Below are 13,342 nucleotides of genomic sequence, written 5' to 3'. Positions count from 1 at the left end.
GCGGGCACCGCAGCACCCGCCTTTTCAAATTTCTCTGCGGCTCGGCTCAGGCCAGAGCAGCTTTCGCCTTGTCAACGATGCCGTTGAACGCGTCAGGCTCATGCACAGCCAGATCGGCCAGCACCTTGCGGTCCACTTCAATCCCGGCCAGCGACAGGCCGTTGATGAACTTGGAGTAGGTCAGCGCTTCATCATGGGCGCGCACAGCAGCGTTGATCCGCTGAATCCACAGCGCACGGAACTGGCGCTTGCGGTTCTTGCGGTCACGCGTGGCGTATTGGTTCGCCTTGTCGACGGCCTGCGTGGCTGTCTTGAAGTTGGTTGACCGACGGCCGTAGTAGCCCTTGGCAGCCTTGATTACTTTTTTGTGGCGGGCGTGGGTGACGGTGCCACCTTTAACTCTCGACATATCTCTGGCTCCTTAGCGCGCGTAGGGCATGAATTTTTTGACGATCTTCTCGTCGGCTTCGCTCATAACAACCATGCCGCGAGCGTCGCGGATAAACTTGTTGGAGCGTTTGATCATGCCGTGCCGCTTGCCAGCCTGGCCCGCCTTCACGCGGCCAGAGGCCGTCACCTTGAAGCGCTTCTTGGCGCTGGATTTCGTCTTCATCTTGGGCATTTGCCATCTCCGTAGACAGTGGTTCGTGCGCAGGAAGGCATGCCACTTGGCCCGACCGCGCGGATGAGTGCTGGCGTATAGGCCCCATAGCCCGATGACGCAAGTGGATTCTCGTGCAATCCCGCACCGGTCCAACCTGCGGTCAGGGCGCGGGATGGGTGGGTGGGCGTGGCCTGGCCGCGGGTTGGGCCGGGGCCGCCGTTCAGTTCACGACTTCGCCGACGACCTTCATGAAGACCTCCGGCGCATTTTTGACCGTGTAGGTGTTTGGCCGTTGCAAAACCGCAACCGAAACAAGCCCTGCCGAGATCAGCACCATGATTGCCGCCGCCCGTGGCGTGCGGCTTTCCGAGAACGCCCCAATCAGTGCGGGAATTGCCAAAAGACCAATAACCATCCCGATAACCAAAATGTAATCCGGGTCGATATACATCGCCCTCACTCCTCGTAACTACCCTCACGAACTTACCGTCAGCCTTCCCTAACGGCAGTTATTCAGGGTCTGCGGAGAAAATCAATCTTTCTGCACAGGGAGCTACCCGCAGGATGTTGGTAGACCCCGCCACGTTGAAGGGCACACCTGCGGTCACAACAATGCTGTCCTCCTCGCCCGCGATGCCAAGCTCACGCGCCGCACGGGCCGCGCTGACCACCGCTTGTTTGAAGCGCTCCAGCTCCGAGGTCATCGCACAGGTGGTGCCCCAGGTCAGCGACAGCCGGCGCGCCGTGCCGGTGAGCGGGGTGAGCGCGATGATCGGCACACGCGGGCGCTCGCGGGCGACCAGCGCCGCCGTGGTGCCGGATTGGGTAAAGCAGGCGATCGCCTTGATGTCGGTCGCCTCGGCAATCTCGCGAGCGGCGGAAACGATGCCATCGGGCACCGTTTTGCGCTCGATCTTGCGCGCCGCTTCAATCACGTCGCGGTAGGTGGGGTCACTCTCCACCTCCTGCGCCACAGCGTCCATCGTCATCACGGCTTCCACCGGATAGTCCCCGGCGGCGGATTCGGCGCTCAGCATGATCGCATCGGCACCCTCGTAAATCCCGTTCGCCACGTCCGATACCTCGGCGCGGGTCGGCATCGGGCTGTCGATCATGCTCTCCAGCATCTGCGTCGCCACGATCACCGGCTTGGCGGCAGAGCGGGTCGTGCGCACCAGCCGTTTCTGGATCGGCGGCACCGCTTGCACCGGCAGTTCCACGCCCAGATCGCCACGCGCCACCATGATCCCGTCAGACACCGCAAGAATATCGGCAAAGGCCTTCACAGCGGCCGGTTTCTCGATCTTCGACAGGATCGCCGCCCGACCGGCGGCCAATTCCCGCGCCTGATTCACGTCTTCGGGGCGCTGCACAAACGACAGCGCCAGCCAGTCCACGCCCAACTGGCACACAAACTCCAGATCGCTCAGGTCTTTCTCGGAAAGCGCGGCCAGCGGCAGCACCACATCCGGCACGTTCACGCCCTTGCGGTTAGAGATCGTGCCCCCCGCAATCACTTCGCAATCCGCGTAATCCGCGCCACATGCGGTCACCTTCAGGCGGATCTTGCCGTCATTCACCAGCAGCGAGGCCCCCGGCTCCAGCGCGTCGAAAATCTCCTTGTGCGGCAGACAAACCCGGCTCGCATCCCCGTCCGCCGGGTCCAGATCCAGCCGAAAGCTCGCCCCCGCCACCAGTTCTTCGCTGTCACCAGCAAAAGTGCCAACCCGCAGCTTGGGGCCCTGCAAATCCGCCAGAATGGCAATCGGTGAGCCAACGTCCTTCTCGATCTGGCGGATGATCCCGTGCCGCTCACGAATTTCCTCGTGGCTGCCATGGCTCATGTTGAGCCGAAACACATCCGCCCCCGCCTCATGCAACTTGCGGATCATCTCATAGGTCGTTGAAGCTGGGCCAAGGGTGGCCACGATCTTGACGTTTCTCTTGCGTTGCATCTGTGAGGCTCCTCGCGAGGCGGCTGCGTCCTGTTGCGCTGTTGTTAGCGCTAAACCGAGGCGGTTGGAAGGGCATCCCCCTTCCCCCCTCTGGCACTTTTCCTGTGTGTTGCCTATCAGAGCGTAATGACCCTTCACAACGCAAGCATGACATATCACCCCTATCACACCTTCGGCGAGTCCCGCTCAGGGCGCTGGTGCGTAACATGTGACCACGCCACAAACACCGTGCCCCCCTCCATCAATGGCGGCACCCTCGGCCTGCCACCCGCCGACATGGCCCGCCACATCGCATGGGATCCCGGCGCCGCCGGGCTGGCGCTCGGTCTGGCCGATCAGCTTGACAGCCCCGCCATCTGCTCCAACTTCTCGCGCCTCGTGATTGATCCCAACCGCGGTGAAGATGACCCGACCCTGCTGATGAAGCTCTATGACGGCACCATCATTCCGGGCAACCGCACCGCAGATGCCGCCGAAATCGCGCGGCGCAAGGCGCTCTGCTACCACCCCTATCACACTGCCCTCGCCGCGCTGCTAAAGACCCGCCCCAAACCGGTGCTGCTGTCGGTTCACAGCTTCACGCCCAAGCTCAAGGGCCGGTCGCCGCGCCCCTGGGAAATTGGCGTCCTGCATTCCTGGCGTGATCCCGCGCTGGCCGAGGCGCTGATCACCCGCCTGCGCCGCGAAGGGGATCTTACCGTTGGCGATAACGAACCCTACGGCGGCCACCTCCCCGGTGACTCGGTGGACCGGCACGCGCTGGCCAAAGGCCGCCCCAATGTGCTGATCGAACTGCGCCAGGATTTGATCGCAACCGATGAGCAACAGGCCGCATGGGCCGCCCGCCTCGCCCCGATCCTGGCCGAAGTGCTGGAAGAGTCGGGCCTTTAGCCCCATATCCCCGCTGAAGGAGGAGTTACGAAAATGGACAACGCAACCCGCACCGAGCTTGAAGCCGCCGCCTTTCGCGCCCTGCGCGAGCACCTGATGGAAAAGCGCCCCGAGGTGCAAAACATCGACATGATGAACCTCGCAGGCTTTTGCCGGAACTGCCTGTCGCGCTGGTATCAGGAAGCCGCCAACGAACGCGGCATCGAGATGACCAAGGAAGAAGGCCGCGAAGCCTTTTACGGCATGCCCTATGATGAGTGGCGCGCGCAAAACCAAACCGAGGCCAGCTCTGAAAAGCAGCAGGCTTTTGAAAAGGCATTTGCCGAGAACGTCGGCAAGAAAGACTGATCGGCAGCGGGGCCGCGCCGCCGCGCCCCGCCTGCCCTCTTCCCTCTGGCGGCCCGCCGCGCTACTCCCGCCGGATGACTCGCCGCGCAGCCACCTTCACCGGCTTTCTGGCCATCCTGCTCTGGGCGCTGCTGGCGCTGTTCACCGTCGGCTCCGCCCCGGTGCCGCCGCTTCAGCTCAACGCGATCTGCTTTGCCATCGGCGGCGCGATCGGGCTGATCTGGTGCGCCGCCCGGCCCGGTGGCTTTGCCCGTATGGTCTCGGCAGGCTGGCGCGTCACCGCCTTTGGCACCATTGGCCTCTTTGGTTACCATTTTCTCTACTTTTCGGCGCTGCGCCTCGCTCCGCCTGCGCAGGCTGGCCTCATCGCGTATCTCTGGCCGCTGCTGATCGTGCTGTTTTCCGGCCTGCTGCCCGGTGAGCGGCTGCGGGCGGGCCATGTGATCGGCGCGCTGGTCGGCTTTGCCGGGGCGGCACTCATCATTTCCGGCGGCGGCACCGGCCTCGCCTGGGAGGCGCTGCCGGGCTATGCCCTCGCCCTGCTCTGTGCGCTCACATGGTCGGGCTATTCGGTGCTGTCGCGCCGCCTCGGCCACGCGCCCTCCGAAACCGTCACGCTCTATTGCCTCGCCACCGCGCTGCTCTCCACACTCGCCCACCTCGCCCTGGAACAGACCGTCTGGCCGCAGGGCACCTTGGGCTGGGCCAGCACCGTGGCGCTTGGCCTCGGCCCGGTCGGGCTCGCGTTTTATGTGTGGGACATCGGGGTCAAACGCGGTGATATCCAACTGCTCGGCACCGCCTCTTATGCGGCTCCGTTGCTGTCGACACTCGCGCTTGTTGGTGCCGGGGTGGCGGCCCCCTCGGCCAGCCTCTTCATCGCTGCGGCGCTCATCACAATCGGCGCTGGCCTCGCCGCATGGGCCAGCAAAGCCAAATCGCCCCAAAGCGTTCCGCCAAAAACCTGACTCACAGCTTATGGCAGAGCGCAGCGCGAGGCAGGACTGTTGCGCGCGCCTCGCCTTTATCTGATGTTTCAGGGCCTTTATCTGATGTCTCAGGTTAAAGGCGTGATGCTTTAAATCATTCGCCCCAAAATCACTCGCCTTACGCCAAATGACCCAAAGCACCGGATACTTGCTTGCTTGAGAGCCGGTGCTTCAGGCCGCTATTAAGTTTGCATGTTGTGCTGCAAAACAGCGTCACATGGCCGGCATCACAGGCTAGTTACCAAGCCGGCGGATCTCTTCCTTGATCCGCAGTTTTTGCTTTTTCATCTCCGCAATATCGAGATCACTCACGCCAGGGCTGCGTTGTGCTTGTTCCACGCGGGACGAGAGGTCCTGATGTTTCCGACGAAGCTCCTGGATATGGGCGGTCATGGTCATGTAGCTCTCCTCTCTGAAGTGGTGGTTACGTCTTTGAGTGCAGCACAGAATTCGAGTCGTGTCACGGGTCTCTCGCAGATGGCATGCCGATAATCGTCAAGGTCAAATCTTAATTGCAGGTTAAAATTTCACCTTCCCGTCACAAATCGCCGCCCCTCGGCGGAGAATTGCCTGTGTATCCAGGGTGTAATCCTCCCCATCACGCTCATGGCGCGCACCTTCATGCAGCACCAGCGGGGCCAAAAGCCGCAGCGCCGCGCCGCCGCCTTTGAGCCCTGCCACAATCACCAGCCGCGCGTCTCGCCCTTGCCTTGGCGCGATGGGAAGCACCGTGACGCTGCCAAGCCGCCCCCTGAACCCTGCCAAAAGATCATCCAGCCGCTCGGCCCGCTGTATCACCGTGAGGCTCCCGCCGGGGCGCAGGCGCTTTGCCGCCACCTCAAGCCAAGTGTCCAACGGCGTTTCTTCGCCCATCGCCGCCTCTCTTGGGGCATCTGGCGAGGCGCTGGATTTGCTGCGGTCAAAATAGGGCGGGTTGAAAATAACGTGATCGAAGCGGCGTGCCTTCACCTCTGGCGGGAGGGCGCTGATATCCGCCTCCACCACCGCGCCCTCTGCCCGGTTTTCCGCCAGATTGCGCCGCGCCAGCCCGGCGTAAAGCGGCTCCCGCTCCACCCCAATCACCTGCGCTCCGGTGCGCGCCGCAAGGCACAGCATCGCCGCTCCGGCACCGCAGCCAAGCTCCAGCACCGCCTCCCCCTTCTGCGCCGGGCAGGCGGCGGCCAGCAGCACCGGATCAACCCCGGCGCGATAGCCCCGTACCGGCTGCCACAGCCGCACCTGCCCGCCCAAAAAGTCGTTGCACGTCAGATCACTCAACGATCCCGTCCACGCCATTGTCGCGCAGCACCGCCAGCGCCATGAAGTGATCGCGGTTGGCCACCATCAGGCGCCGCGGCAATATGCCAAGGGAGCCATCCAGCACGCTCATGTGGACGTCCATTTCGAATGAGGTTATATCCTCGCCAGAGAGCAGAGCCTGGGCAAAGGCCAGTTGGGTCGGGTCCGTGGTGCGCAGAACGTCCTTCATGGACAAAGACTTAAGAGCAGCGGCCTCGGTTTGTCGAGGCCAGTTGATGGGAAGGTGATGTTGCTGGATAATCGCTCCACCAAGCCGCATGAGGCTCTGGCCGAAACGCTTTCTGCCGATATGGAGGCGGTCAACGCCCTCATCCGTGAGCGCATGGCCTCCAAACACGCCCCGCGCATCCCCGAAGTTTCGGCCCACCTGATCGAGGCGGGCGGCAAACGTTTGCGCCCCATGCTCACGCTGGCCGCCGCGCGGCTTTGCGGCTACGAGGGCCCCTATCACGTGCATCTCGCCGCCACGGTCGAGTTTATCCACACCGCCACGCTGCTGCACGATGATGTGGTGGACGAAAGCGGCAAACGCCGTGGCCGCCCCACCGCTAACCTGCTGTGGGATAACAAATCTTCCGTGCTCGTCGGCGATTACCTCTTTGCCCGCAGCTTCCAGCTTATGGTTGAAACCGGGCGCCTTCGGGTGCTCGACATCCTCGCCAACGCTTCGGCCACCATCGCCGAGGGCGAGGTGCTTCAACTCACCGCCGCGCAGGATCTCGCCACCGATGAAAGCACCTACCTGCAAGTGATCCGGGGCAAAACCGCCGCGCTGTTTTCGGCGGCAACCGAGGTTGGCGGCGTGATCGCCAATGCCCCCGACGAGGTGACCCAGGCGCTCCATGCCTATGGTGACGCCCTCGGCATCGCTTTCCAGATCGTCGATGATTACCTCGATTATGCCGGTGACAGCGGCGCAACCGGCAAAAACGTGGGCGACGATTTCCGCGAGCGCAAGCTGACGCTGCCGGTGATCAAGGCGGTCGCACTGGCCAGCGACACCGAGCGCGCCTTCTGGAAACGGGTGATCGAAAAGGGCGACCAGCGCGATGGCGACCTTGAAGAAGCCCTGCGCCTGCTCGCCCATCACCGCACGCTCGACGCCACCCGCGCCGAGGCAACCACCTGGGCTGACAAGGCCAAGGCCTCCATCGCCGCCCTGCCGCAAAACAAGCTGCGCGATTTGCTGATTGATCTCGCCGATTACGTGGTCGCCCGCATCCGCTAACGGCTTGGGGTCACGCCTCGGCCACCCACCATGTGGGGTTCTCGTCGCGCAAAATGCCCGCGGCCCGGTCGCGCATCTCATGGTCCTCAAAGATGCCAAAGCAGGTCGCCCCCGAGCCTGACATACGCGCCAGCATACACCCCTCCATCGAGGTGATTTCATCAATCACCTCGCCCACTTCCGGGGCCAGCCGCACCGTCACATCCTGCAAATCATTGCGCTGCCAGGCGAGCCAATCCAGCAAATCACGGCGCGATGGCTCACCGGGCGGCATCTCTGTCATCGCTGGGTTGGCCTTGTTTTCCAGCGCGGCAAAAATCTGATCCGTTGCCAGCGCAAAACCGGGGTTCACCAAAAGCAGGTTCAGCGTGGGCCATTTATCAAGCTGGGTGAGCTTTTCGCCGATGCCGCGCATGATCTGAGGCTGCGACGGGTCAAGGCACACCGGCACATCCGCGCCCAACTCCCGCGCCAGAACCTCCGCATCGGGGATCGGCACCTCCCACAGTTCCGAAAGTGCGCGGCAGGTCGCCGCCGCATCCGAGGAGCCGCCGCCGATCCCCGCCGCGATCGGCAGATATTTCTCCAACTGAACGGAAAGCCCGGTCACCTCACGGTTTGCGCGCCGCGCCTGCGCCATCATCAACTCGGCGGCCTTGATCACCAGGTTGGAGCCATCCACAGGCACCAGCCCGCCAAACGGCCCCGAGGCGCCAAAGCTTGTGCCCTGCGCGGTGCGAAAGATCAGCCGGTCGCCGATCCCGCCAAAAACCACAAGGCTATCAAGCAGATGGTAGCCATCTTCCCGTTTTCCGGTGACATGCAGCGCAAGATTGATCTTCGCCGGAGCGAAGCCCTCAACCTTCGTCATTGACCACCTTCAACGGTTCAGCCCCTTCGTTCTCCAAAACCTCGTCGAGCCCCACTTTCAGCTTCTCGCGAATGCGCTCGGCTTCGGCCTCTTCCGGCCCGAATGACAGCGCCCGCTTCCACTGAAACTCCGCTTCCAGCTTGCGCCCCACTGCCCAATAGACATCGCCCATATGGTCATTCACGATTGAATCCACAGGCAAAAGTTCGGTCGCCCGCTCCATATGGCTCACCGCTTCTTCATAGCGGCCAAGGCGGTAAAGCACCCATCCAAGGCTGTCGGTGATGTGGCCGCTGTCCGGGCGCTCGGCCACGGCGCGTTCGATCATATCCAGCGCCTCGTCAAGGTTTTCACCCTTCTCAACGTAGGAATAGCCCAGATAGTTGAGCACCTGCGGCTGGTTTGGCCGCAATTCCAGCGCCTTGCGAAAATCCGCTTCGGCGCGCTCCCAGGCATCAAGCCGCTCCAGCGTGATGCCGCGGGCGTAATACACCACCCAATGGGTCTGCAAATCGCCCTCAAACAGCGCGATGGCGGCGTCATAGGCGCGTGAGGCCTCTTCCCACTGCTCCTGCGTGCGCAGAATGTCTCCCAGCGCGATATTTACGCCAATATTGCTGCCGTGGCTCTGCGCCAGATCGCGCAGCAATTCGGTGGCCTCCTCGGTTTGCCCGGCGCGGTGCATCGCCTCAGCTTTGCCCATCATCGCGGCATGATAGGCCCCGTCGCTGCGCGGCACCGCCCCATAAGCGCGGATCGACAGCGTGTATTGCTCCATCCGGTCGAGCAGCTCCGCCGAAAGCAGAACCGCATCGGTATTGCCCTCCGGGCGCAGGTATTCAGAGGTGCGCGAATAAAGCAGCGCGTAGCTGTCGGTCGTTTCACCGCGCAGCGCATTGGCAACCGAAAGGAAAACCTCGGCCAAGCCGTCATCGCCATTGCGGATCAAGTCAAAGGGCACCTTTTCACCCGCTTCCAGCTTGCCGCGCATCTCGGCAAGCTCTGGGTCAAGCTCACGGGCAAAGGCAAGGCCCAGAAGTTCCAGCGCGGCCTCGTTGCGGCCAAGCTGGCTGAGCACCTGCACATGGGCAATCGCGCCCCGGCGGGTGAGCCTGAGCGGGCCAGCGTCACGGCCCGAAAAGATTTCATCTGCCGCCTCAAAATTGCCCGCCACCGCAAAGGCCAGCGCCTTGTGGTAAAGGCCAAACGCTTGCAGCCCGGTCTCTTCGGCGGCCGCATCAAAGGCCGCAAGTGCGCCGTCCATATTGCCCTGCGCAAGCTCGCTCCACGCCCGCACCAGCCCGTCTACCAGCGGGCCCACGGTGCGGCCTGCGTCCAGATCGTCCAGCGCGGTCTGGTAGTTATGCTTCTTCAATGCGTCGGCCATGATCACCAGATCGGCAATCTGGCTTTTCACATCGTTCTTGGTCATCTCGCGCGCAATCGGCACGGCGGCGTTAAAATCCTTCAGCCCCACAAAGGCGAGGATCGCGTTTTCCATCAGCGCCGGATTGTCTCGGTCGCGCAGCAGGGCGCGGGTGTAGTAATCCGCCGCCGCGCTGAAATCATTGTGAAAGCTGGCAACCCGCGCCGCCAGATAGGCCCCCGCCAGCCCCCGATCACGCGATTGCGCTCCGGCGGGCAAAGCGGTGAGCGCGGCAAGCGCAAGAGCAAGGGCGGGGCGGGCGATGTTTTTCAGGCGCACAGGCGGCTCTTTAACCTCATATGGTGTGTTGATCCGACCCTAGCCTTGCCCGATACTCAAAACAATAGAGGCCAGAGGTTTCCCCCCGGCCCCAAGCCATTTCTCGCGCCATCGTGACGCCTGATGCGGCGCCTCAACGCTTACATGTTCGGATAATTCGGCCCGTCGCCGCCCTGTGGCACCGTCCAGTTGATGTTTTGCGCCGGGTCCTTGATATCACAGGTCTTGCAGTGAACGCAGTTCTGGAAGTTGATCACAAACTCCGGCCCATTGCCCTTTTCCACGATCTCATACACCCCGGCCGGGCAGTAGCGCTGCGCCGGTTCGTCGTATTTCGGCAGGTTGAAGTCCACCGGAACGCTCGGGTCTTTCAGCGTCAAATGGCAGGGCTGGTTTTCCTCGTGGTTGGTCATCGAGAAAGACACGTTGGTCAGCCGGTCAAACGACAGCTTGCCATCGGGCTTGGGATAATCAATCGGCTTGAAATCCGCCGCCAACCCGGTCGCCTGCGCGTCGGACTTGCCATGCTTCAACGTGCCGAAAAACGAAAAGCCGAACAGGGTGTTCGTCCACATATCCATGCCACCCAGCGCGAGCGACGCCATAAGGCCCAGCTTGCTCCACAGTGGCTTCACGTTGCGCACACGGCGCAGATCCTTGCCGATCTCCCCCTTGCGCACCTCGGTTTCGTACTCCGTAAGCTCATCGCCCTCACGGCCCGCCTTGATCGCCTCATGCGCTGCCTCGGCAGCCGCCTTGCCGCTCAGCATGGCGTTATGGTTGCCCTTGATGCGCGGCACGTTGACCATGCCCACCGAGCAGCCCAGCAGCGCCACACCCGGCGCCACCATCTTGGGCATCGACTGATAGCCACCCTCGCTGATCGCCCGCGCGCCGTAAGCCACCCGCTTACCGCCCTCCAGTAGCTCGGCCACCATCGGATGATGCTTGAAGCGCTGGAATTCCATGTAGGGGTAAAGATGCGGGTTCTGGTAGTTGAGATGCACCACGAACCCCACATAAACCTGATTGTTCTCAAGGTGATAGATGAACGAACCACCCCCGGCGTTGCTCCCCAAAGGCCAGCCCATCGTGTGGGTCACGGTGCCTTCACGGTGCTTTTCCGGGTCAATTTCCCAGATTTCCTTCATGCCAAGGCCAAACTTCTGCGGGTCATGGCCATCGCTCAGCGCATATTTGGCGATCACTTCCTTGGCCAGCGAGCCGCGCACGCCTTCGCTGAGGAACACATACTTGCCGTTCAGCACCATCCCCGGCTCATAGCCATCGCCCGGCGTGCCATCGGGGTTGCGGCCAAACTCGCCCGCCACAACGCCCTTCACCCGATCACCCTCATAGATGAGCTCCGAGCACGCCATGCCGGGGAACACTTCCACCCCCAATTCCTCGGCCTGCTCCGCCATCCAGCGGCACACGTTGCCCATGCTCACGATGTAATTGCCGTGGTTATTCATCAGCGGCGGCATCGGGAAGTTCGGCACACGCACCTTGCCCCCGTGGCCCAACATGTAAAAGTTGTCGGTGGTCACCGGCACGTTGAGCGGCGCACCCTTCTCTTTCCAGTCAGGGATCAGCGCATTCAGCCCGCACGGATCAAGCACCGCCCCCGAAAGGATATGCGCCCCCACTTCCGAGCCTTTTTCGAGCACGACAACGTCAAGGCTCTCGTCAAGCTGCTTCAGCCGGATCGCTGCAGAAAGGCCCGCAGGCCCCGCCCCAACAATCACCACATCGTAATCCATCGATTCCCGTTCGACTTCGGCCAAAACGACCCCTCCTGCGCAAGATTCTTTCTTTCGCACCTCGTTACCGGAGGGCAAACCCTAAGGTCAATCACAACGCTGCGACGCGGCGCATTTCATACATACTGGTGGATGGTGGCAGGGGCAGCAGGGTTCGAACCCGCGACCTACGGTTTTGGAGACCGCCGCTCTACCAACTGAGCTATACCCCTAAGGCCGGGGCATGTCCTATGAAACCACGTGCCCCTTGGCAAGAGGGAATGCGCACACCGTCCCATCCCGGCCAGAAAAACACCGCTCGCGGGGTGCTCTGCCCTGGCCAATTCCGCAAATGCCTCAAATCCACTTCAACCGCCGCAAAATCCACAGCTGCAACCCGGCCACCAGCGCCAGCAAAAAGGTAAACACCCAAAACGCCCATCGCCCTTCTGCCCCCGGCATCCCACCAAGGTTGATCCCCATCAAGCCCGTCAAAAAGCCCAGCGGCAGGAAAATCGCCGACAGGATCGACAGCAGGTAAAGGTTGCGGTTCAGCTTTTCCTGCACCACCGCTTCAATCTCGTCGCGCAGAACCACCAGTGCATCGCGCATCGATTCCAGCTCCTCCACCACCCGCACCAGCCGGTCATGCGCCTCGGCCAGCCGCCGCCTGTCGGCCTTGGTCAGCACCGGGTGGCCCACATGCGCCAGCCACGCGAGAGCATCGCGCTGCGGCGCAAGGTAACGGCGCAAGTCAATCACCTCCTGGCGATGGCTCACCACCTTGGCGCGGTGGTCCGGGCGCGGCGCGGCAATCACTTCTTCTTCCAGATCATCCACCTGATCGGCCAGTTGCATCACCGCATCATCAATCCGGGTGCCAAGGCGATCAACCAAATTGGCAAGGAAAGCGCCGGGGGTTTCCGGCCCCCGGCTCACCGCAATCTGCTCGCGCAACTCGGTGACAGATTTCAGCGGGCGGCGTGACAGCGAGATAATCCGCGCCGGGTTCAGGAACAGCCGGAGAGATACCATATCCTCCGGCTCAGAGCCGGGGTTCAGGTTCATCCCGCGCAGGATCACCATCAGCCCGTCATCTACCGCAAAGGCCCGTGGCCGCGTCACCTCGGCCGTCAGCGCCTTGCGGGTTGGGGGTTCCACAAAGGTCAGATGTTCGGCCATCCAGCCGGGCGTCACCTCATGGTCGGCGTGCAAATGCACCCACGCCAGATCATCCGCCTTCAGCCGCGCAATGATCTCGGCCTCATCCATCAGCTGCGTTCCACGCGAAGCGCCGTCAAGCGCGATAGCAAATTCGATATGATCCATGCCGCCAAGACAAACCCAAAAGCGCGGCAGCGGCAATAACCTGTCTGCGCCAGTGGGGTTGCGCACCTTGGCTTAACCCATGCAAGCCTTGCAAAAACGCATGTGCATCCCTTGTGCATGAGATGTGCATCGCTTGTGCAAGCTCACTTTTTACGCTTAACGCCATGTCCCGCCCGTCATTTTGCAATTTTGCAGGGCCAAGCGATGCCACCGCGCCCCACAAAACACAAGCAATTTCAAATACCTACGCGGCATTCACTAAATCGACACTCATTTCCGGCAAACTCCCAACACGCCAGCCAAACCCCGCAAGGTCCAAAACGAAAAAGGCGCGCCCCGAAAGGCACGCCAAATTCTTAA

15 protein-coding genes and 1 tRNA gene are annotated in these 13,342 nt (G+C 62.2%); 4 read left to right on the top strand and 12 right to left on the bottom strand.

Translation table 11 applies throughout. The features are described 5' to 3' along the window. Positions 1-46 precede the first annotated feature (46 nt). The 4 genes from rplT to pyk form a co-directional block, all read right to left on the bottom strand. The gene (rplT, locus tag P1U55_RS06185) at positions 47-409 is read right to left on the bottom strand and encodes a 50S ribosomal protein L20 (protein WP_301046655.1); all 363 of its coding nucleotides are present in this window, start codon (positions 407-409) and stop codon (positions 47-49) included. A 12-nt stretch (positions 410-421) separates the two neighbouring features. After that, complete coding sequence (gene rpmI, locus P1U55_RS06180) at positions 422-622, bottom strand: 50S ribosomal protein L35 (RefSeq protein WP_140015490.1); 201 nt, start codon at positions 620-622, stop codon at positions 422-424. Positions 623-824: 202 nt separating this feature from the next. Then, positions 825-1,055, bottom strand: a complete 231-nt coding sequence (locus P1U55_RS06175; RefSeq protein ID WP_301046654.1) for a hypothetical protein — start codon at positions 1,053-1,055, stop codon at positions 825-827. Positions 1,056-1,113: 58 nt separating this feature from the next. Then, positions 1,114-2,559, bottom strand: coding sequence for a pyruvate kinase (gene pyk, locus P1U55_RS06170; RefSeq protein ID WP_301046653.1), 1,446 nt, complete (start codon positions 2,557-2,559; stop codon positions 1,114-1,116). A gap of 126 nt (positions 2,560-2,685) precedes the next feature. On the opposite strand from pyk, the gene P1U55_RS06165 reads away from it, so the two are divergent. The 3 genes from P1U55_RS06165 (at position 2,686) to P1U55_RS06155 (ending at position 4,766) form a co-directional block, all read left to right on the top strand. Next, positions 2,686-3,450 (top strand): N-formylglutamate amidohydrolase, encoded by a 765-nt coding sequence (locus tag P1U55_RS06165; protein ID WP_301046652.1) that lies wholly within the window; start codon positions 2,686-2,688, stop codon positions 3,448-3,450. Positions 3,451-3,483: 33 nt separating this feature from the next. Further along, on the top strand, positions 3,484-3,798 hold the full coding sequence (locus tag P1U55_RS06160; RefSeq protein WP_301046651.1) for a DUF1244 domain-containing protein: 315 nt from the start codon (positions 3,484-3,486) through the stop codon (positions 3,796-3,798). A gap of 74 nt (positions 3,799-3,872) precedes the next feature. Further along, positions 3,873-4,766, top strand: coding sequence for a DMT family transporter (locus P1U55_RS06155; protein WP_301046650.1), 894 nt, complete (start codon positions 3,873-3,875; stop codon positions 4,764-4,766). A gap of 255 nt (positions 4,767-5,021) precedes the next feature. Here the strand turns inward: P1U55_RS06155 and P1U55_RS06150 are convergent, their stop codons facing one another. From P1U55_RS06150 to P1U55_RS06140, 3 genes are all read right to left on the bottom strand, one after another. Further along, a complete protein-coding gene (locus P1U55_RS06150; protein WP_301046649.1) occupies positions 5,022-5,186 on the bottom strand; it encodes a DUF465 domain-containing protein in 165 nt (54 codons plus the stop codon). A 120-nt stretch (positions 5,187-5,306) separates the two neighbouring features. After that, positions 5,307-6,065: a methyltransferase gene (locus P1U55_RS06145; protein ID WP_366943024.1), complete on the bottom strand. Its 759-nt coding sequence runs from the start codon at positions 6,063-6,065 to the stop codon at positions 5,307-5,309. Continuing rightward, entirely contained in the window at positions 6,058-6,276 is a 219-nt protein-coding gene (locus P1U55_RS06140) for a DUF2007 domain-containing protein (protein ID WP_301046647.1), read from the bottom strand. The genes P1U55_RS06145 and P1U55_RS06140 overlap by 8 nt, the downstream gene beginning before the upstream one ends. Before the next feature lie 57 nt (positions 6,277-6,333). On the opposite strand from P1U55_RS06140, the gene P1U55_RS06135 reads away from it, so the two are divergent. Next, positions 6,334-7,335 carry a polyprenyl synthetase family protein gene (locus P1U55_RS06135; protein WP_301046646.1) on the top strand — a complete coding sequence of 334 codons (1,002 nt, stop codon included), beginning with the start codon at positions 6,334-6,336 and terminating at the stop codon, positions 7,333-7,335. Between the two features lie 10 nt (positions 7,336-7,345). Here the strand turns inward: P1U55_RS06135 and P1U55_RS06130 are convergent, their stop codons facing one another. From P1U55_RS06130 to P1U55_RS06110, 5 genes are all read right to left on the bottom strand, one after another. Beyond that, the gene (locus tag P1U55_RS06130) at positions 7,346-8,206 is read right to left on the bottom strand and encodes a 4-(cytidine 5'-diphospho)-2-C-methyl-D-erythritol kinase (protein WP_301046645.1); all 861 of its coding nucleotides are present in this window, start codon (positions 8,204-8,206) and stop codon (positions 7,346-7,348) included. Further along, entirely contained in the window at positions 8,193-9,911 is a 1,719-nt protein-coding gene (locus P1U55_RS06125) for a tetratricopeptide repeat protein (protein WP_366943023.1), read from the bottom strand. Before P1U55_RS06125 ends, P1U55_RS06130 begins: the two co-directional genes overlap by 14 nt. A 140-nt stretch (positions 9,912-10,051) precedes the next feature. Further along, positions 10,052-11,698: an electron transfer flavoprotein-ubiquinone oxidoreductase gene (locus tag P1U55_RS06120; protein ID WP_301046644.1), complete on the bottom strand. Its 1,647-nt coding sequence runs from the start codon at positions 11,696-11,698 to the stop codon at positions 10,052-10,054. Between the two features lie 112 nt (positions 11,699-11,810). After that, positions 11,811-11,886 (bottom strand) — tRNA-Trp (locus P1U55_RS06115). Positions 11,887-12,010: 124 nt separating this feature from the next. Then, complete coding sequence (locus tag P1U55_RS06110; RefSeq protein WP_301046643.1) at positions 12,011-12,982, bottom strand: zinc transporter ZntB; 972 nt, start codon at positions 12,980-12,982, stop codon at positions 12,011-12,013. Between the last annotated feature and the right edge of the window lie 360 nt (positions 12,983-13,342).

This window comes from Vannielia sp. (genome assembly GCF_029212645.1).
Lineage (GTDB): Bacteria > Pseudomonadota > Alphaproteobacteria > Rhodobacterales > Rhodobacteraceae > Vannielia.
Note: the sequence above shows the minus strand (reverse complement) of the source record. Positions and strands in the feature narration are given on the sequence as shown.